General features: G+C 70.4%; 14 protein-coding genes and 1 pseudogene. 12 read left to right on the plus strand and 3 right to left on the minus strand.

All coding sequences use genetic code 11. The features are described from left to right. Window positions 1–151: 151 nt before the first annotated feature. Window positions 152–1,981 (plus strand): glycoside hydrolase family 13 protein, encoded by a 1,830-nt coding sequence (locus FLL47_RS20505; protein ID WP_144122157.1) that lies wholly within the window; start codon window positions 152–154, stop codon window positions 1,979–1,981. A 174-nt stretch (window positions 1,982–2,155) separates the two neighbouring features. Next, window positions 2,156–3,004, plus strand: a complete 849-nt coding sequence (locus FLL47_RS20510) for a hypothetical protein (RefSeq protein ID WP_144122158.1) — start codon at window positions 2,156–2,158, stop codon at window positions 3,002–3,004. Window positions 3,005–3,113: 109 nt separating this feature from the next. On the opposite strand, the gene FLL47_RS20515 is transcribed toward FLL47_RS20510, so the two are convergent. Next, window positions 3,114–3,461, minus strand: coding sequence for a hypothetical protein (locus tag FLL47_RS20515; protein WP_144122159.1), 348 nt, complete (start codon window positions 3,459–3,461; stop codon window positions 3,114–3,116). A gap of 328 nt (window positions 3,462–3,789) precedes the next feature. On the opposite strand from FLL47_RS20515, the gene FLL47_RS20520 reads away from it, so the two are divergent. The 7 genes and pseudogenes from FLL47_RS20520 (at window position 3,790) to FLL47_RS20550 (ending at window position 11,912) form a co-directional block, all read left to right on the plus strand. After that, window positions 3,790–4,860 carry a BMP family lipoprotein gene (locus tag FLL47_RS20520; protein WP_144122368.1) on the plus strand — a complete coding sequence of 357 codons (1,071 nt, stop codon included), beginning with the start codon at window positions 3,790–3,792 and terminating at the stop codon, window positions 4,858–4,860. 163 nt (window positions 4,861–5,023) lie between these two features. Beyond that, window positions 5,024–6,706 carry an ABC transporter ATP-binding protein gene (locus FLL47_RS20525; protein WP_144122160.1) on the plus strand — a complete coding sequence of 561 codons (1,683 nt, stop codon included), beginning with the start codon at window positions 5,024–5,026 and terminating at the stop codon, window positions 6,704–6,706. Further along, entirely contained in the window at window positions 6,703–8,067 is a 1,365-nt protein-coding gene (locus FLL47_RS20530; RefSeq protein ID WP_144122161.1) for an ABC transporter permease, read from the plus strand. The genes FLL47_RS20525 and FLL47_RS20530 overlap by 4 nt, the downstream gene beginning before the upstream one ends. Window positions 8,068–8,084: 17 nt before the next feature. After that, window positions 8,085–9,338 (plus strand): ABC transporter permease, encoded by a 1,254-nt coding sequence (locus tag FLL47_RS20535; protein WP_144122369.1) that lies wholly within the window; start codon window positions 8,085–8,087, stop codon window positions 9,336–9,338. Between the two features lie 80 nt (window positions 9,339–9,418). Continuing rightward, window positions 9,419–9,814 (plus strand): annotated as a pseudogene (locus FLL47_RS20540) (cytidine deaminase); the annotation flags it as partial. A 138-nt stretch (window positions 9,815–9,952) separates the two neighbouring features. Beyond that, window positions 9,953–11,230 carry a thymidine phosphorylase gene (locus FLL47_RS20545; RefSeq protein WP_144122163.1) on the plus strand — a complete coding sequence of 426 codons (1,278 nt, stop codon included), beginning with the start codon at window positions 9,953–9,955 and terminating at the stop codon, window positions 11,228–11,230. Between the two features lie 4 nt (window positions 11,231–11,234). After that, window positions 11,235–11,912, plus strand: a complete 678-nt coding sequence (locus FLL47_RS20550; RefSeq protein ID WP_144122164.1) for a DUF4272 domain-containing protein — start codon at window positions 11,235–11,237, stop codon at window positions 11,910–11,912. 123 nt (window positions 11,913–12,035) lie between these two features. Here FLL47_RS20550 and FLL47_RS20555 read toward each other — a convergent pair whose 3' ends face one another. Then, complete coding sequence (locus tag FLL47_RS20555) at window positions 12,036–12,959, minus strand: putative RNA methyltransferase (RefSeq protein WP_144122370.1); 924 nt, start codon at window positions 12,957–12,959, stop codon at window positions 12,036–12,038. Between the two features lie 34 nt (window positions 12,960–12,993). Here FLL47_RS20555 and FLL47_RS20560 point away from each other — a divergent pair, with 34 nt between their 5' ends. After that, window positions 12,994–14,061 carry an adenosine deaminase gene (locus FLL47_RS20560; RefSeq protein ID WP_144122165.1) on the plus strand — a complete coding sequence of 356 codons (1,068 nt, stop codon included), beginning with the start codon at window positions 12,994–12,996 and terminating at the stop codon, window positions 14,059–14,061. Here FLL47_RS20560 and FLL47_RS20565 read toward each other — a convergent pair. Further along, on the minus strand, window positions 14,033–14,830 hold the full coding sequence (locus FLL47_RS20565) for a uridine kinase family protein (RefSeq protein ID WP_342780342.1): 798 nt from the start codon (window positions 14,828–14,830) through the stop codon (window positions 14,033–14,035). The two genes, FLL47_RS20560 and FLL47_RS20565, sit on opposite strands and share 29 nt — an antisense overlap. A 48-nt stretch (window positions 14,831–14,878) precedes the next feature. Here FLL47_RS20565 and FLL47_RS20570 point away from each other — a divergent pair, with 48 nt between their 5' ends. Next, window positions 14,879–18,199, plus strand: coding sequence for a sensor histidine kinase (locus tag FLL47_RS20570; RefSeq protein WP_144122167.1), 3,321 nt, complete (start codon window positions 14,879–14,881; stop codon window positions 18,197–18,199). Further along, the gene (locus FLL47_RS20575; RefSeq protein WP_144122168.1) at window positions 18,196–18,600 is read left to right on the plus strand and encodes a roadblock/LC7 domain-containing protein; all 405 of its coding nucleotides are present in this window, start codon (window positions 18,196–18,198) and stop codon (window positions 18,598–18,600) included. Before FLL47_RS20570 ends, FLL47_RS20575 begins: the two co-directional genes overlap by 4 nt. The last annotated feature ends 4 nt before the right edge of the window (window positions 18,601–18,604 follow it).

The raw sequence follows: 18,604 nt of genomic DNA on the forward strand, positions 1-18,604 counted from the left end.
CACGGCTCGACGGTGTGTCGCTGCCACAACTTCATGATCAACGCGGCGAGGTGGGGCAGCAGGAACAGCAGTGTCGCGACCTCGGGTTCCGGTGAACGGGACTGCGGGCTGAAACGTCGACATCCTCTGAAAACGGAAGGATGGCGCGACAATGCGTCTCATCGAACAGCCGCATCATGACGGCTCTGCCCTGTACGTCTCGGACGGCGCACCGGCGCTGGGTGACGTGGTCACCGTGTGGGTGCGGGTGCCTGCGGCGGCCGGAGTGGAAGCGGTGCACCTGCGGAGCACGCCGGACGGGGAGCCGTGGTTCGTGGCGGCCGAGGTCGATCCGGATCGGACCGGCTCGGCGGTCGGTGGCTACGGCGCGACCGACGTCTGGTGGCGGGCCGCGCTCACCGTGCGCAATCCGGTGACGAACTACCGTTTCCACCTGCGCACCGCTGCCGGTGACACGTACTGGCTGACCGCGGGCGGGGTGGTCGGGCACGAACTGCCCGACGACACCGATTTCCGGGCCGTCGCCTACGACGCGCCCCCGGCCTGGTCCGCGGACGCCGTGCTGTACCAGATCTTCCCGGACCGTTTCGCCCGCTCGGCGCACGCGAAGCCAATGGCGGAAGCGGACCTGCCGGACTGGGCGCTGCCCCGCGACTGGGACCGTGACGAGGTCATCGGGCAGGGTCCGGGCACCGCCGAGCAGCTCTTCGGCGGCGACCTGGACGGCATCACGGAGCACCTGGACCACATCCAGGCGCTGGGCGTGAACACCGTCTACCTGACCCCGGTCTTCCCGGCCCGGTCCAACCACCGCTACGACGCGTCCACCTTCGACCAGGTGGATCCGCTGCTGGGCGGGGACGCGGCGCTGGCCCGGCTGGCCGAGGCCGTACATGCGCGCGGCATGCGGCTGATCGGCGACATCACTTCCAACCATTGCGGCGACGCCCATGAGTGGTTCACCCGCGCCTCGTCCGATGTGGATTCTGCCGAGCGCGAGATGTTCTATTTCGACGCAGACACCGGTGACTACGAGGCCTGGTGCGGGGTGAAGAGCCTGCCCAAACTCAACTGGGCGAGCCCGCTGGTGCGGCAGCGGATGACCGCCGTGCTGCGGCGCTGGCTCGCGCACTTCGACGGCTGGCGGGTGGACGTGGCCAACATGACCGGCCGCCGTGCCGCGCAGGACGACGCCCACGAGGTGGCCGCGCTGATCCGGCGGGCCCTGCCCGCCGACGCGATGCTGGTCGGCGAGCACATGCACGACGCGACCGGCGACCTGGATCGCGACGGCTGGCACGGGGCCATGAACTATCTCGGGTTCACCCGCCCGGTCTGGGCCTGGCTGCGCGGTGACGCGCCCGGCTTCGCCAACTTCTTCGGCACGCCGGGCGATGTGCCGAGCCGGGACGGGGCGGCCGTGCACGCCACCATGCGGGCGTTCGCGGCGCGGGTGTCCTGGCGGTCGCTGGTCCACTCGTGGAACATCCTCGACTCGCACGACTCGGCCCGCATCCGCACCGTCACCGGATCGGCGGCGCGGCACCTGGTCGCGCTGGGCATGCAGGTCACGCTGCCGGGAACCCCGATGGTGTACGCCGGCAGCGAGTTCGGCCTGACCGGCTGGAACGGCGAGAACGCGCGCACCCCGATGCCGTGGAAGCGCGACCGCGACGAGCAGACACTCGGGGCGTACCGGGAGTTGCTGGCGTTGCGGGCCGCGGAGCCCGCGCTGCGCCACGGCGGGCTGCGCTGGCTGCATGTGACCAGCGATACCATGGTCTACCTGCGGGAATTCGAGCAGAATGCACTTCTGGTGGCAGCTTCGCGGGCGGCCGGTGAGGACTTCTCACTCGCCCTGGGCGCGCGGGCTGTCGGCGTCTTCGCTGCTACGGACCTTGAACCGGACGGCATGGGTCGGTTGACCCTGCCGGGTGACGGTCCGGGACTGCGCGTCTGGCGCCTGGAGCCACCCCGCTGACAGGCGGTGGCGGCACGCGGTTCGACCCCGTGTGCCGCCACTTGCCGTAAACGTGTCGACACGCCGTGTGATCGTGAGAAATTCACATGATCGCCTGGTGGTATGTCCTTTTCGGGCGTGTCGCCCCCGCGACTCACGCAAGATCGCATGAACCGGGGTCTTACGCTGACGCCCGTGCCCAAGCCGCCGCTGCGCCCCGAAGCGCTCGCCCGCCGGATCTTCCGGGGAGCCGACGCGCTGGAGTCCGGTCTGCTCACCCGCGCCCAGCTGCGCAGCTCCGCCTGGCGGCCGCTGTTCCGCGGGGTGTACGCCGACCGCGACCTGACCATCACCCACCGGCTGCGCTGCCTGGCCGTCAGCGACTTCCTGCTGCCCGAGGACGGAGTCGTCGCCGGCCGCTCGGCCGCCAGCCTGTACGGCGCACCGTACGGGGCGGACGAGGCGGTGGAGATCCTCACCCCGGGCCGGTTCGGGCCGATGGCGGGCATCGTGGTGCACCGGGGGCCGGTGCCGGAGAAGGACGTGACCCGGCGGGTCGACGGCATCCGGGTCACCACGCCGCAGCGCACCGGCTGGGACCTGGCCCGCTGGCTCGACGTGGTGGAGGCGACGGCGCTGCTCGACGTCATGGTCGCCCGGGGTGCGGTGAGCGTCGGCGCGCTGACGGAGTACGCCCAGGCCCGGATCGGCAAGCCCGGCTGGGGGCGGCTGCTGAAGGCGGCGCAGCTGGTCGACCCGGCCGCGCGGGGGCCGCACGAGAGCCGGGTACGGGTGCGGCTGGCGCTGGCCGGGTTGCCGGCCCCGGTGGTGAAGTACGTGCTGGCCCGGGACGGGGAGCCCGCGGTGCGGCTCGACCTGGCCTGGCCGGACCACCGGCTGGCCGTGGACTGCGCGGAGGTCCCCGCGCCCCCGCTCGGCGCTGACTGGCTGGTGCTGCCCGCCGGTCCGCAACTGGTGGCCGACGGCTACGACCCCCTGGTCCGCGACGTCAGGGCCGCCCTGCGCGCCCGCCGCCCGCGCTGACGACGAAAGATCGCTGTTTCGTGTCTGGATCTGTGGTCTGACCACAGCTTTCGACACGAAACAGCGATCTTGAAACCGCTCGCACGGCCGCGGGTCGCGCGGCCTTCGGTCAGCGCCAGAAGACGGCGACGGCGGCGTTGACCAGGGTGAGGCCGATGATGGCCAGGAAGTGGCCCTTGTTGACCGTCTCACGCTTCTTGAGGTACGGGATCAGCACCATGATGAAGATCATGATGGCGATGACGCCCTTGACCGCCAGCTTGACCGGGTCGGGCTGGATCTCGCGGCCCAGCGGCGCGGCCAGCGCGACGCCGGTGACCACCTGGATGACCGCGCCCCACAGCATGACGGCGTTGATGTAGATGCGTCCCGTGTAGTACTGCACCAGCGCGCCGCCCAACAGCAGGGCGAAGCCGACCAGGTGCGCGTACCGCAGGATCAGTCGTACTGCTTCCATTGCGTCCACGATCGCCGAGGGTACGCGAGCAGGTGTCGCCGACATCACGCCCCAGTCCCAACCAGGCATGGACCTGAAAGAATGCCCGGTTCGTGCCCTGCTGCGCAGTTACCGGGGCCTATTGTCGACGCTGCTTCGTGATTCTTTACACGTCCTGGTCACGCGGGGGTAACGACCGTTCAACAACCCTGCACGATTGTCGTTCGAACGGCGACGTGAAGGATATGTTGCTGGACGAGGTTCACCGTGCCGCCATCTGCACACAGGTGGAAAGACCATGCGCGGTGTCTTTATGGGAGAGGAGACCGTCTTGCGCCCTGTGCGTGGGATGAAGATTGTCGCGCTTGTCGCGTCTGCGGGCCTCGCGTTCGCCGCAGCCGCCTGTGCCAAGCCGACCGAGGAAACGCCGGGCACCGGCACCAGCGCCGCTGCGAAGTTCAGCGCGTGCATGGTGACCGACACCGGCGGTATCGACGACCACTCGTTCAATGCCTCGTCCTGGGCGGGCCTGCAGGCCGCCAAGGCCGCGAACCCGGCGATCGACCCGAGCTACACCGCGTCGACGGCCATGGCCGACTACGACCCCAACCTGGCCAACTCGGTCACCAAGGGTTGCAAGTACATCCAGGCTGTCGGTGGTCTGATGGGTGACGCGACCAAGAAGGCCGCGACCGCCAACCCGACCGTTCAGTTCTCGATCGTCGACGCCGACAACCTCGGCCTGGCGAACGTGTACCCGATCCAGTTCCAGACCCAGCAGGCGGCGTACCTCGCCGGCTACCTGGCGGCGGGCTACTCGAAGTCGGGCAAGGTCGGCACCTACGGCGGCATGAAGATCCCGCCGGTGACGATCTTCATGGACGGCTTCGCCGACGGTGTGGCCGCCTACAACAAGGCCAAGGGCAAGAACGTCCAGGTGCTCGGCTGGGACAAGGCCAAGCAGGACGGTCTGTTCAACAGCGGCAACGACGCCTTCGTCAGCCAGGACCAGGGCAAGCAGAAGTCCGACGCGCTGGCCGCGCAGGGCGCTGACGTGATCTTCCCGGTCGCGGGTGGCTCGGGCCTCGGTTCCGCCGCCAACGCGGGCAACAAGTTCGTCGTGATCTGGGTCGACGCCGACGGCTTCGACACCACCAAGTACGGCAACGTCATGCTGACCACGGTCGTCAAGAACTCGACCGACGGTGTGAAGGAGGCCGCGACCAAGGCCGCCGGCACCCCGGGCACCCTGCTGACCGGCGGCTTCATGGGCACGCTGGCCAACAACGGCGTCTCGCTGGCCCCGTACCACGACTTCGACAGCAAGATCGACCCGGCTCTCAAGGCCGAGGTCGAGACGCTGAAGCAGGACATCATCTCCGGCAAGATCGTGGTTGAGTCCCCGGCCCAGCCGAAGTGACACCCGGTCGTCCTCTCCGGTGAGATCATCACCGGAGAGGGCGGCCTCGCTTTCCTCAACCGGCCGCTGTCCCCGCCACGGAATCCGTGGTCGAGATGGCGGCCGGACCGGTTGAAGCTCAGTGCGGACCGGGGAGTGCGCTCCCCCCGGGGCCGCCCACATAATGAGCGCACACTCGCCCTCGGAACACGGAACGTCGCGGCACCCCGCCGGCCGACTCCCCGCGTCCGGCGGTGCACGGGACCAACGGAGGTCGGAGCTGAGACTCGAACTGCGCGGCATCACCAAGCGATTCGGTGACCTCGTCGCAAACGATGACATCCACCTGACCGTCGAACCGGGCGAGATCCACGCGCTGCTCGGCGAGAACGGCGCGGGCAAGTCCACTCTCATGAACGTGCTGTACGGCCTGCTGCAGCCGGACGAGGGCGAGATCCTCGTCGACGGCGCACCCGTGCGCATCAAAGGCCCCGGCGACGCCATCAAGGTGGGCATCGGCATGGTGCACCAGCACTTCATGCTCGTGCCCGTCTTCTCCGTGGCCGAGAACATCATGCTCGGCGCCGAACCGGCCCGCGGCGGCTTCATCGACCACGCCAAGGCCGTCAAGCTGGTCCGCGAGGTCTCGCAGCGCTACGGCCTGCCGCTGAACCCCGATGCGATCATCGAGGATCTGCCGATCGGCATCCAGCAGCGGGTCGAGATCGTCAAGGCGCTCACCCGCGACGTGGACCTGCTGATCCTCGACGAGCCGACCGCCGTGCTCACCCCGCAGGAGACCGACGAGCTGCTAGAGGTCATGCGCGGGCTGAAGGCGGCGGGCAAGTCCATCGTCTTCATCACGCACAAGCTGCGCGAGGTCAAGGCGGTGGCGGACCGGATCACCGTGATCCGCCGCGGCAGGACCGTGGGCACCGCCGAGCCGACCGCCCCCGAGGCGGAGCTCGCCGAGCTGATGGTCGGCCGCAGCGTGGTGCTGGAGGTGCCGAAGGAGGCGGCGGTGCCGGGCGAGCCCGTGCTCGAGGTCTCCGGCCTGGTCGTCGCCGACGACCGGGAGCACCGCGCGGTCGACGGCGTGGACCTGGTGGTACGGGCCGGAGAGGTGCTCGGCATCGCGGGCGTGCAGGGCAACGGGCAGACCGAGCTGGTCGAATCGATCATGGGGCTGCGCCCCGCTCGGGCGGGCAGCGTGCACCTGTCCGGCAAGCCGATCACCACCTGGCACACCCGCGAGGTGCTGCGCGCGGGCGTGGGCTACGTACCCGAGGACCGCAGCGTCGACGGCCTGGTCAAGGAGTTCTCGGTCGCCGAGAACCTGGTGCTCGACCTGTACGACCTCCCGCCGTTCGGGGGCCGGTTCGCGCTCGACCTGGACGCCATCGAGCGCTCGGCCGGCGAGAAGATCGCCGAGTTCGACGTGCGCACCCAGTCGGCGCACCAGCCGGTCGGCGCGCTGTCCGGCGGCAACCAGCAGAAGGTCATCGTGGCGCGGGAGATGTCCACGCCGCTGAAGCTGCTCATCGCGTCGCAGCCGACCCGCGGCGTGGACGTCGGCTCGATCGAGTTCATCCACTCCCGCATCGTGGCCGAGCGCGACCGCGGCGCGGCCGTGCTGGTCGTCTCCAGCGAGCTGGACGAGGTGATGGCGCTGGCCGACCGGGTCGCGGTGATGTACCGCGGCCGGGTGCTGGCCGTGGTCTCCCCGGACACGCCGCGCGAGACGCTGGGCCTGCTGATGGCCGGCATCGACCCCAGTAGCAGCTCGCACACCCCCGGGACACCGGCATCCGGCGAGCAGGACACCCAAGGTGAGGGTATGAGCGACAACGGCGAGGCAGCCTCATGACGTCGCACGAGCCGATCGAGGCCGAACCCGGCGCCACCGCCGCGTCGCCCGACAAGAGCCCGGCGCTGCCGACCCCCGACGTGGACCAGTACCACGTCAACCCGGCGGAGAAGCCCGCCCGCCACCGCGTGCCCGAGAAGGGCAAGCCCTCGTTCGCGAACATCCTGCGCGAGGAGCTGTGGGCGAACAACAACTTCACGGTCACCCTGCTGGCGATCGTGCTCGCGCTGATCTGCGGCGGCGTGCTGATGGTCATCGGCAACGCCGAGGTCCGCGACCAGTGGCAGTACCTGCTCTACCAGCCGGGCAAGACGCTCGGTGACACCTGGGCGTTCGTCAGCACGGCGTACGTCGACATGTTCAAGGGCGCCATCGTCAACCCGGACACGGTGAACCGCTGGTACTGGAACATGACCACCTGGCAGCAGGTGTTCTACCCGATCTCGGAGACGCTCACCAACGCCGCGCCGCTGATCTTCACGGGCCTGGCGGTGGCGGTGCCGTTCCGCGCGGGCCTGTTCAACATCGGCGGCCAGGGCCAGGCGATCATGGGCGCTCTCGCCGGCGGCACGGTCGGCCTGGCGCTGTCCCTGCCCGCGATCGTCCAGGTGCCGCTCGGCGTGCTCGCGGGCGTGCTGCTCGGTGGACTCTGGGGCTACCTGGTCGGCGTCCTCAAGGCACGGACGGGCGCGCACGAGGTCATCCTGACGATCATGCTGAACAACATCGCGTTCCTGTTCCTCGGCTGGTTCATCCTGCAACAGGGGATCAAGGACCCGGCCCGGCCGGACGCGATCAGCAAGCCGATCCAGGAGTCCGGCCGGCTGCCGCAGCTGATCCCGGACCCGCTGCTGCGGGCCAACCTCGCCATCGTGCTGGCCGTGCTCGCCGCGGCCGGGGTGGCCTGGCTGCTCAAGCGCGGACGGTTCGGCTTCGAGCTGCGCGCGGTCGGCCACAACCCGCACGCCGCGGCGACCGCCGGCATCAAGGTCGGCACGACCGTGGCGCTGACCATGGCGCTCGCCGGCGCGCTCGCCGGGCTCGGCGGCACCAGCGTCGCGCTGGGCACCGCCCCGGCGCTGACCATCGACATGATCGGCCAGATCGGTTTCAACGGCATCCTGGTCGCGCTGCTCGGCCGGGTCCGCCCGTGGGGTGTGGTCGGCGCGGGCCTGCTGTTCGGCGCCCTCCAGGCGGGCGGCAACGCGATGCAGACCTTCTCCGGTGTCTCGGTGGAGCTGGTCGTCGTGATCCAGGCACTGATCGTGCTCTTCGTCGCCGCCCCGGCGCTGGTGAAGGCGATCTACAGGCTGCGCAGGTCGCCGGCTGCCGCCGCGCAGGCCGGATTGGCGAAGGGGTGAGCGTGACAACCTCCACGATGGACGTCGAGCTGGCGGTGCCGGAGGCCTACTGGACCCGCACCCGCAAGACCGGTGCGGTGATGATCGTCCTGGGCCTGCTGGCCACGATCGTCTTCGGCGCGCTGGCCAGCTCCGAGAACGCGCGGTTCGCGCTCGGCGAGAACGTGTCCGGCGCCGGATTCGACATCCCGGGCACCGCCGGCGCGATCATCTTCGGGCTGATCGCGCTCGCGGCCGGGGTGGCGCTGCTGGTCACCGGCAAGCACTTCGGCGTGCTGACCGGTGTGGCGCTGATGGGCTTCATCATCTCGGCGCTGTGCTGGCAGATGTCGGTGTCGACGGTGTCGCACACCATGCCGCTGGGCTTCATCGCCGCGGCCACCTTCACCGCGGCCATCCCGCTGATCTTCGGATCGCTCGGCGGTGTGCTCTGCGAGCGCAGCGGCGTGGTCAACGTGGCGATCGAGGGACAGCTGCTCACCGGCGCGTTCTTCGGCGCCCTGTTCGGCACGCTCACCGGCAGCTTCTGGCTCGGCCTGCTGGCCGCCGCGCTCGGCGGCGCGCTGCTGTCGGCGATCCTGGCCGTGTTCGCCATCAGGTACCTGGTGGACCAGGTGGTCGTGGGCATCGTGCTGAACGTGTTCGCGGGCGGCCTCACCGCGTTCTTCTACGAGCAGGTGATGCGGCCCGACACGGACGCGTACAACTTCCCCGGCAAGGTGCCGAGCTGGCCGATCCCCGGGCTGTCCGAGATCCCGATCATCGGGCCGGCGCTGTTCAACGGCAACATCTTCAGTTACGGCTCGCTGATCGCGGTGGCCGTGATCACGATCGCGCTGTTCCGCACCCGCTGGGGCCTGCGCACCCGTGCCGTCGGTGAGCACCCGGCCGCGGCGGACACCGTCGGCATCCGGGTGCTCGGCCTGCGCTACGCGAACGTGCTGCTCGCGGGCCTGGTGGCGGGCTTCGGCGGCGCGTACTTCTCGATGCTGTCGACCACCGGTTTCAGCAAGTACATGGTCAGCGGCGCGGGCTTCATCGCGCTGGCGGCCATGATCTTCGGCCGGTGGCACCCGGTCGGGGCGTTCTTCGCGTCGCTGTTCTTCGGCTTCTTCGGCGCGCTGACCGGCTTCCTGAACAGCATCAGCAGCCCCATCCCCAGCCAGTTCCTGAGCATGCTGCCGTACCTCGCGACGATCTTCGCGGTGGCCGGGCTGGTGGGACGCGTCCGCGCGCCCGCGGCCGACGGCAAGCCGTACGTCAAGGGCTGACAGCTAGGCTGGATGGTCCGATCTTGCGTGGCGCCCGGCCGGGCGCCACGCCGGACGGGCGAGCGTGGAAAGGGGCCGTGATGGACGTCGACTGGGAGATGCTGCGCGAAGAGGCGGTGCGCGTGATGCACCGCGCCTACGCGCCCTACTCGAAGTTCCCGGTGGGCGCCGCGGGGCTGGTCGACGACGGCCGGGTCGTGGTCGGCTGCAACGTCGAGAACGCCGCGTACGGGGTGGTGCTGTGCGCCGAGTGCGGCATGGTGTCCCAACTGCACGCCACCGGTGGCGGCAAGCTGGTCGCGATGGCATGCGTGAACGCCTCCGGCGATCCGCTGCTGCCCTGCGGACGCTGCCGGCAGCTGCTGTGGGAGCAGGGCGGTCCGCGCATGCTGATCGACGCCGAGGGCGGCCCGCTGACCATGGCGGAGCTGCTCCCGCACGGGTTCGGCCTGGCCGAGCTGGAAGCTGTCAACGGAGGAGTGCAGTGAGCGAGCCGATCATGGGTGCGGTCGTCCGTGCCGGAGCCGAGCGGAACGGGGCGAGGGCATGAGCGGACACCGTGCGCGAATCATGAGTGTTCGCCATGCCGCCGACGAGCGCAGCGAGGAGAAGGCATGAGGTTCGCGGCTGTCGACGTCATCCGGGCCAAACGCGATGGCGGTGCGCTGAGCGACGAGCAGATCGACTGGGTCGTCGACGCGTACACCCGGGGCCAGGTCGCCGACGAGCAGATGTCGGCGCTGGCCATGGCGATCCTGATCCGCGGCATGTCCGACGGGGAGATCGCCCGGTGGACCGCCGCGATGATCGCCTCCGGGGAGCGGCTCGACCTGTCCAAGGTCTCCCGGCCGACCGTGGACAAGCACTCGACCGGCGGCGTCGGCGACAAGATCACGCTGCCGCTGACCCCGCTCGTGGCGGCCTGCGGTGCGGCCGTGCCGCAGCTGTCCGGCCGCGGGCTCGGGCACACCGGCGGCACCCTGGACAAGCTGGAGTCGATTCCCGGGTGGCGGGCCGCGCTGAGCAACGAGGAGTTCATCTCGCAGTTGCGCGACGTCGGCGCGGTGATCTGCCAGGCGGGCGAGGGCCTCGCGCCGGCCGACCGCAAGCTGTACGCGCTGCGTGACGTCACCGGCACCGTCGAGGCGATCCCGCTGATCGCCAGCTCGATCATGAGCAAGAAGATCGCCGAGGGCACCGGCGCGCTGGTGCTGGACGTGAAAGTCGGCACGGGCGCGTTCATGAAGTCCGTGGACGACGCCCGGGAGCTGGCCCGCCAGATGGTGGAGCTGGGCCGGGCGCACGGCGTCGACACCGTCGCGCTGCTCACCGACATGAACACCCCGCTGGGCCGGACCGTCGGCAACGCGGTCGAGGTGCAGGAGTCGCTCGACGTGCTGGCTGGCGGCGGCCCCGCCGACGTGGTCGAACTGACCCTGGCGCTGGCCCGCGAGATGCTGTCCGCGGCCGGGCTGTCCGACGTCGACCCCGCCGACGCGCTGCACGACGGGCGCGCCATGGACTCCTGGCGGGCGATGATCCGCGCCCAGGGCGGCGACCCCGACGCGCCGCTGCCGGTCGCCAACGAGATCGAGCAGATCCGGGCGGAGCGCTCCGGGATCGTGGCGTCGGTCGACGCGCTCGGCATCGGCCTGGCCGCCTGGCGGCTCGGCGCCGGCCGGGCCCGCAAGGAGGATCCGGTCAGCGCCGCCGCCGGCGTGGTGCTGCACAAGCGCCCCGGAGACCGGGTCAACGCCGGCGACGTGCTGTACGAGCTGCGTACCGACGACCCGTCCCGGCTGCCGGTGGCCCGGGTCGACGCCGCGTCGGCCGTCGTCGTCGGAGACGGGCCCGCACCCTCCCGCCCGCTGATCATCGATCGGATCGGCTGATTCCGTGGCACTGCCCGCACCGGACCCCCTCGCCGTGCGCGCCGCCAGCTTCCAGGAGCTGACGCGGCTGGGCGTCCCGCTGCCACCGGACTCCTACCCGTTGGTATGGGAACCGGGGGACACCGTCGAGCTGCGTCCCACGGGCGAGCTGGAGGCCCGCGCGGCGATCCTGCATGTGGCGATGGAGCGCGTCTTCGGCATGCCACCCGCGGAGGCCGAGAAGTGGCTCGACGCCAACGCCCTCATCCCCGACGTGACCGAGCCGGAGTGGGCCTGGATCGTCGACGAACTCGGCGACCGGCAGTCCTTCGTGCTGCACCTGGACGCGCTCGCGGGCATCTGCTGGGTGCTCGGCGTCATCAAGACCCTCGACCCGCTGCTGGTGCCGCCGCGGCTCATGGAGTCCCTGCCCGACCTGCACGCGGGCGAGACCTTCACCGCCTGGCAGGCCCGCATCCTGGCCGCGCCGCGTGACCCCACGGTCGTCGCGGCCGCGCTCGACCTGCACTACTGCCTCGACTGGTCGTTCCAGGAGCTGGAACGCCAGGGGCTGCCCGTGCCCGGCGAGCTGAACGCCAACGCGATCGGCCAGCGCCGCTGGGCGCTGGAGTGGTCGTCGGTGTTCCTCGGCGAGTTCCACGACCCGCCGGGCGGCTGGGAAGAGGTCGACCTGTCGGTCTGACCGGCCGGGACCTCTCGCAAGATCGCCGTTTCGTGTCGGAAGGTGGGGTTGGGCCGCAGGTTCTGCCACGAAACCGCGATCATGCCGGGTGGCGATCGCGGAGCGACAGGTCCGCGGCGGCGGTCAGCGCGGGCGGTAGGTTCCGATGCGGACCGCGGCCGTGCAGGTCGCCGGGGCCGTGGCACGGGCATGGTCGTGGAAGGCGTTGGGTCCCATCGCGATCAGGTCCTCGGCCTGGGCGGCGGTCAGGTCGAGTCGCCACTCCAGCACCTGCTCGCCGATCGGGGTGAAATCACGCAGCTCCTGGGCGAGGCGTTCGGCTTTGGACGGGTGCACCGACAGCAGGCCGAGCTGTTCGCGCAGCTCCGTGAGATGCCGTTCGGTCGGAGTGACCACCACCAGCAGGCCGCCCGGTTTGAGCACGCGGCGCATCTGCGCGCCGTGCCGCGGGGCGAACACGTTGAGCAGCAGGTCGACACTGGCGTCCGCGAGCGGAAGGGTGCCCCAGGTGTCGGCCAGCACCGCCCCGGCCCGCGGGTGGGCCTTCGCCGCGCGCCGCAGCGCCGCCCTGCTCACATCGAACGCCAGCCCTTCGGCCGCCGGCCAGGCATCGAGCACCGCGGCCAGGTAATACCCCGTTCCCGCCCCCAGGTCCACCACCAGCGGTCGCCCGGTGGCCCGCGCCTGCCCGCCCGATCCTCCCGTGTCCTGGCCCCACTCGGCCCGGGCCCGGTCCCGGCTCTCCGCCGCCTCGCGTTGGTGATCACGGGCGTGCGGTGGCGACACGCCGTCCACCACGTCCCTAAGTTCATGATCGACCAGGTGGGTGAGGGCGGTGGCGAGGGGGAGGTAGTGGTGGGCGGCGAGGAAGGCGGTGCGGGCGGCGACCATGGCGGGGGTGTCGCCTTCGGGGAGCTTGCGGCCGGTGGCGAGGTGGACGTAGCCGTACTTGTTGAGGTCGAAGCTGTGGTGGCGGGGGCAGCGCAGGGTGGCGTCGGCGCGCGCCAGGGGGGCGGCGCAGACGGGGCAGCGCAGCGCGTCAGTCATCTCGGCGGTGAGCACACCGAATATCTTGGTGCATGTGACTCCGACCTATGACGAGATCGTGAAGGCGCCCAAGGCACTGCTGCACGACCACCTCGACGGCGGCCTGCGCCCGGCCACCATCGTCGAGCTGGCCGCCGAGATCGGGCATGAGCTGCCCGCCACCGATCCGCGGGAGCTCGGCGAGTGGTTCGTCTCCGCCGCCGACAGCGGATCGCTGGAGCGTTACCTGGAGACGTTCTCGCACACGGTGGCGGTCATGCAGACCGCGCCGGCGCTGCGCCGGGTGGCCCGCGAGTGCGCGCTCGACCTGGCCGCCGACGGCGTGGTGTACGCCGAGGTGCGGTTCGCGCCGGAGCAGCACCTCACCGCCGGGCTGACGCTGCCGGAGGTGGTCGAGGCGGTGCTGGACGGGTTCACCGAGGGCAGCGCCGCGGCGGCCGCGGCGGGCACCCCGATCCGGATCGGCACGCTGCTCACCGCGATGCGGCACGCCGCGCGCTCGATGGAGATCGCGGAGCTGTCCACGGCGTACCGCGACGCGGGCGTGGTCGGCTTCGACATCGCCGGGGCGGAGGCCGGTTACCCGCCCACCCGCCACCTGGACGCGTTCGAGTATCTCCAGCGGGAGAACTTCCACTTCACCATCCACGCGGGCGAGGCGTTCGGGCTGCCCTCGATCTGGCAGGCGCTGCAGTGGTGCGGCGCCGACCGGCTGGGTCACGGCGTGCGCATCGTCGACGACATCGAGCCGGGTACCGGCACGCTGGGCCGGCTGGCCGGGTACGTGCGGGACAAGCGCGTGCCGCTGGAGCTGTGCCCCTCGTCGAACGTGCAGACCGGCGCGGCCGCCTCGATCGCGGAGCACCCGATCGGGCTACTGCGCGACCTGCGCTTCCGGGTGACGGTGAACACCGACAACCGGCTGATGAGCGGCACCTCGATGTCGCGGGAGATGGCGCTGCTGGTGGAGGCGTTCGGCTGGGGCTGGGCGGAGCTGCAGTGGTTCACCATCAACGCGATGAAGAGCGCGTTCATCCCGTTCGACGAGCGGCTCTCGATCATCAATGAGGTGATCAAACCGGCTTACGCGAAGCTGCTCTGACCAGCAGCCGCGCGCGGCGCTGCACTGCCGCGGCGGTGGTGGGCCGGCAGCCCAGCTCGCACTGCCGGCCCAGGGTCAGCGGATCCTCCCGCCACAGGCGCAGCCCGCGGCGCACCAGGACCATGGGCGGCTTGCGGTGCTCGGCCAGGTCGCGCACCAGCCGCCGGGCGAAGGTGACGGTGCGCGGGCGGTGCAGCGCCAGCGCGTCGGCCAGCACCCCGGCCTGCGCGCATGCCCCGACGAGTTCGGCGGCGAAGATGCCCTCGGCGATGAACAGGGGTGCGCCCTCCAGCCGGAACGGCCGATCGCCGATTCGGGCACTGAGGCTGATGTCGTACACGGGCACCTGAGTGTGACCGGTCTGCGCCAATTGTGTGACCGCAGTCATAGCCGCGTCCAGGTCCCAGGAAAAAGGGGACTCCCAGTCGACCATCTCGTTCACTCGGGGGAGTGTCGGGTCGGTTCCTTCCTTGTAAAAATCATCAAGGCACAGAACCGGGAGACCGGTTTGACGAGCTACGTACGATTTGCCCGATCCAGACGGACCGGCAAGAAGGATAACTCGGGCGCTTTGGACACTCACCGTGCGTGACTCCAAGGAAACTGCGGGCTGAACTGTGCGGTTGGCCTGCAAGAGCATCCCATCCGGTGTCGGATTCCGGGCAGCCTGGGCTTTCCTCTTTTCACCGGGCGTGATGGAATCTCGGGGGTCCGTCCCTAGCTCGCCGGGATGGGCTGTGTACGGTGCCCGGCGCGACCCCCGCGCCATCCGCACTTTCGCGGATCTCGATGGTGGTACCGACAGGAGGGCGGTGACGTGAGCAAGCGGCCAGGAACGCAGAACAACGCGGTCCTTTCGCGTCTCCGACGGCCAGTGAGCCGGCTCCGGGACATGCCGATCTGGTCCAAGCTGGGCCTGATCATGATCGTTCCGACTCTGGCCACGATCGTCGTTGGCACCAACGGTCTGTTGGACAACCTCGACACAGCGACCGGCGCCGACCGCACGCGGATTCTCTCCGTGCTGGTGAAGGAGTCAGGCGCACTCGTCGACGACCTCCAGAACGAGCGTGCCGCAGCGGTCATGCTGCTCGGCACGCCCAACACCCCGCCGGCGTCCTACGAGAACGCCGGCAAGCTGGTCGAGGAAGCCAAGAAGCCGTACGCGCAGCAGCGCGGCGCGCTGGTGGACGTCGACGACAGCCTCCGGGACCTGCTCGTGCAGATCGACTCGGGCCTTTCCAGCCTGCCCTCCGTGCGGGAGCAGGTGAAGGACCGCAAGATCAAGCAGTCTGACGCGGCGATGCGCTACCAGGTGATCATCGATTACCTGCTGCAGATCCGTGACAGCGCCGCCCAGATCGCCGGTGGCGGCGACCTCGGTGACGGCCTGCGCGCGGCGAGTGCGATCGCCACATACAAGGAGTTCCTCTCCCAGGAACGTGTCATCGTGCACCGGGCATACATGCTCGGTGGCCTGAACACGGGTCTGCGCAAGGACTTCATCGCCACGCTGACCGGCCAGGAGCAGGCGCGCGACGCCTTCGAATCGGTCGCCGGCGACGCGGACATGGACCTGTTCAACAGCCAGGTGACCGGCCCGACGCTGCGCAAGTCGTCGAAGTTCCAGGCCGACATCGAGGCGCTGCTGGGCGAGTCGCTCAGCTCGCTGAACTTCTCCGCGGCCGAGTGGGACCAGAGCATGCGCGACCACGGCGGCGTGCTCCGCAAGGTCGAGATCCAGCTGGACTCCGACGTCGAGGTCACCGCGAGCGACCTGCGTGACGAGGTCACGCAGCAGGTTCTCGTGCAGACCGGTCTGCTGCTGGGCATGCTGCTGCTGGCGATCCTCTTCGCCTGGCTGGTGGCCCGCTCGATGGCCCGGTCGCTGCGCGAACTGCGTCACGGCGCGCTCAGCATCGCCCAGTACGGTCTGCCGCAGGCGGTCGCCCGACTGCGCGACCCGGCGCTGTCCTCACAGCTGTCGCCGGTGCAGGTGGCCAACCAGATCGCCGAGCCGCTGCCGGTGCGCAGCAAGGACGAGTTCGGGCAGGTGACCGAGGCGTTCAACGCGGTCCACCTGGAGGCGGTCCGCACCGCCGCCGAGCAGGCCGCACTGCGGTCGTCCGTCGCGACGATGTTCGTCAACCTCGCCCGTCGTTCGCAGATCCTGGTCGACCGGCTCATCGGTCACCTGGACCGCCTCGAGCGCGGTGAGGAGGACCCGGACCGGCTGGCCGAGCTCTTCCAGCTGGACCACCTGGCCACCCGAATGCGCCGGAACGACGAGAACCTTCTGGTGCTCGCCGGTGCCGACTCCACCCGTGTGCAGCGCGAGCCCGCGGCCCTGCTGGACGTGCTCCGTGCCGCCCAGTCCGAGGTCGAGCACTACACCCGGATCGAGTTCGGGGTCATCGACCGTGACATCGAGGTCGCCGCGCACGCGGTCAACGACCTGGTGCACCTCATCGCCGAGCTCTTCGACAACGCGACCGCGTTCTCCCCGCCGGACTCGACCGTCATGGTCGAGGCACGCCGGGTGGGCGACCGCGCCGTGCTGTACGTCGAGGACCACGGCATCGGCATCTCGCCGGACATGCTCAACGAGATCAACGAGAAGCTGGCCAGTCCGCCGCAGGTGGACGTGGCGGTCTCCCGGATGATGGGCCTGGTCGTGGTCGCGCGGCTCGCCGCGCGGCACGGGGTCAAGACGGAGCTGCGGCTCTCGGCCGACCGGGGCATCATCGCCGACGTCACGCTGCCGACCGCGGTGCTCGTGCCGCGGGCGCTGGCGGGTCGCGGCGCGGGCGCTCCGTCGCGGGAACTGCCCGGGTTCGCCCCGGCCCCCAACATGCGCCAGCAGGCTCCGGCGGCCCCGCCGCAGCGCTCGTCCTCCTTCGCGCCGCTGGCGCTGGAGTCGGGCTCTGGGGCGAGTGCACCGGCCGGGGCAGGCCGTGGATTCAACGGCGGCAGCGGCGGGCGGCTCTTCGACGCGCCACCCGCTCCGCCCGCACCGGAACTGCCCGTCAGCGCGCCGCCCTCGCGGGCCGGCATGCCGGCGTGGTCGGACCTGACCGGCGTCAACGGCTCCGACGCGTCGCGCTCCGGCGCCGGCTTCGGCGAGGCGTTGCCGCAGCGCCGGGTGGAACGCCCGGTGGACACGGACCGGCCGGAGTCGTTCGGTGGGCCGCAGATCCCGCGGCAGCCGTCGTCGCCGCAGGAGGAGCGGGCGAACCCGTCCTGGAACCAGCAGAGCTGGGCCGGGCCGGTGGCACCCACTTCGTCGCCGCAGGCGCCGAGCAGCCCGTACACGAACCCCGGTATGCCGATCTCGGCCGTCCCGGTCTCCGCGGTGCCCGTCTCGGCCGCGCCCGTCTCGGCAGCCCCGATCGACGTTCCCGCGTCCGCCGTGCCGCCGACCTGGCCGCCGGTGAGCCGCGAGGACAACCCGTCGGTGACGCCGGACATGACGGCCGAGATGCCGCGCATTCCGGACGAGTACCCGGTCGTGGACACGCGTATCCCGTTCGCCGACGAGACCATGGAGCTGCCGATCTTCCGGGAGCTCGAGTCGGCCTGGTTCAGCACACGGCGTACGGCAGTCGATGCGCCAGCTCAGGACGAGAAAACTGCCCCTCCCGCGAACGTCCCCCCAGACACTACGATCACCGCACAGTTCCCCGCCGTTGAACGTAACGGGCACGGGAGCAACGGTGCACCGAAGGTCAGCAGCACAGCGGCGGGAGCTTCCGACCTGCCGAGCAGGGACGTGAGCATGGGGAGTACGCAGTCTGGCCGAGAGGCCGCCGGCTACGAAGTTCCGGCGCCCTACCGGCCGAGCTGGCAGACGGCCGCCGACGACGGATGGGCGGCCGCCACGGCGATCGCCAACAACACGACACCCTCGGAATCGACGGCCGCGGGGCTGCCCAAGCGCACCCCGATGGCACAGCTGGTTCCCGGCGGTGTGGAGAAGGGCGCTACCACCGTGCAGCGCCGCACGCCGGAGGGCGTCCGCGGACTGCTCTCCGCCTACCACCGCGGGGTGCAGCGCGGCCGCACTCAGCACAAGGACGATGATGTGATTCCGGGCTCCACCGAGACCGGAAGCCAGTCTGGCAAGGAGCAGGAGGCATGACCACTACGCAGGATCTTGGTTGGCTGTTGGCCAACTTCGCCGACCGGGTGCCGGGCGTCGCCCATGCGGTCGCGGTGTCCGCGGACGGCCTTTTGCTCGCGTCTTCCCGGGACCTTCCCCGGGACCGGGCCGACCAGCTGGCCGCCATCTCATCCGGTCTGGTGAGCCTCACACAAGGTGCCGCCCGCTGTTTCGAGGGTGGCGCGGTGTTGCAGACTGTCGTGGAGATGGACAACGGGTTCCTTTTCCTGATGTCCATCTCCGATGGCTCCTCGTTCGCGGTGCTCGCTTCGCGAAGCTGTGACGTGGGCCAGGTCGGGTACGAGATGGCGCTCCTCGTGGACCGGGTGGGCGACGCGCTCACCCCGGCCCCGCGTAGCGCCGCAGGCGTGCTGGGCTGAGGCA

This window comes from Catellatospora sichuanensis (genome assembly GCF_007483665.1).
GTDB classification, from domain to species: Bacteria; Actinomycetota; Actinomycetes; order Mycobacteriales; family Micromonosporaceae; genus Catellatospora; species Catellatospora sichuanensis.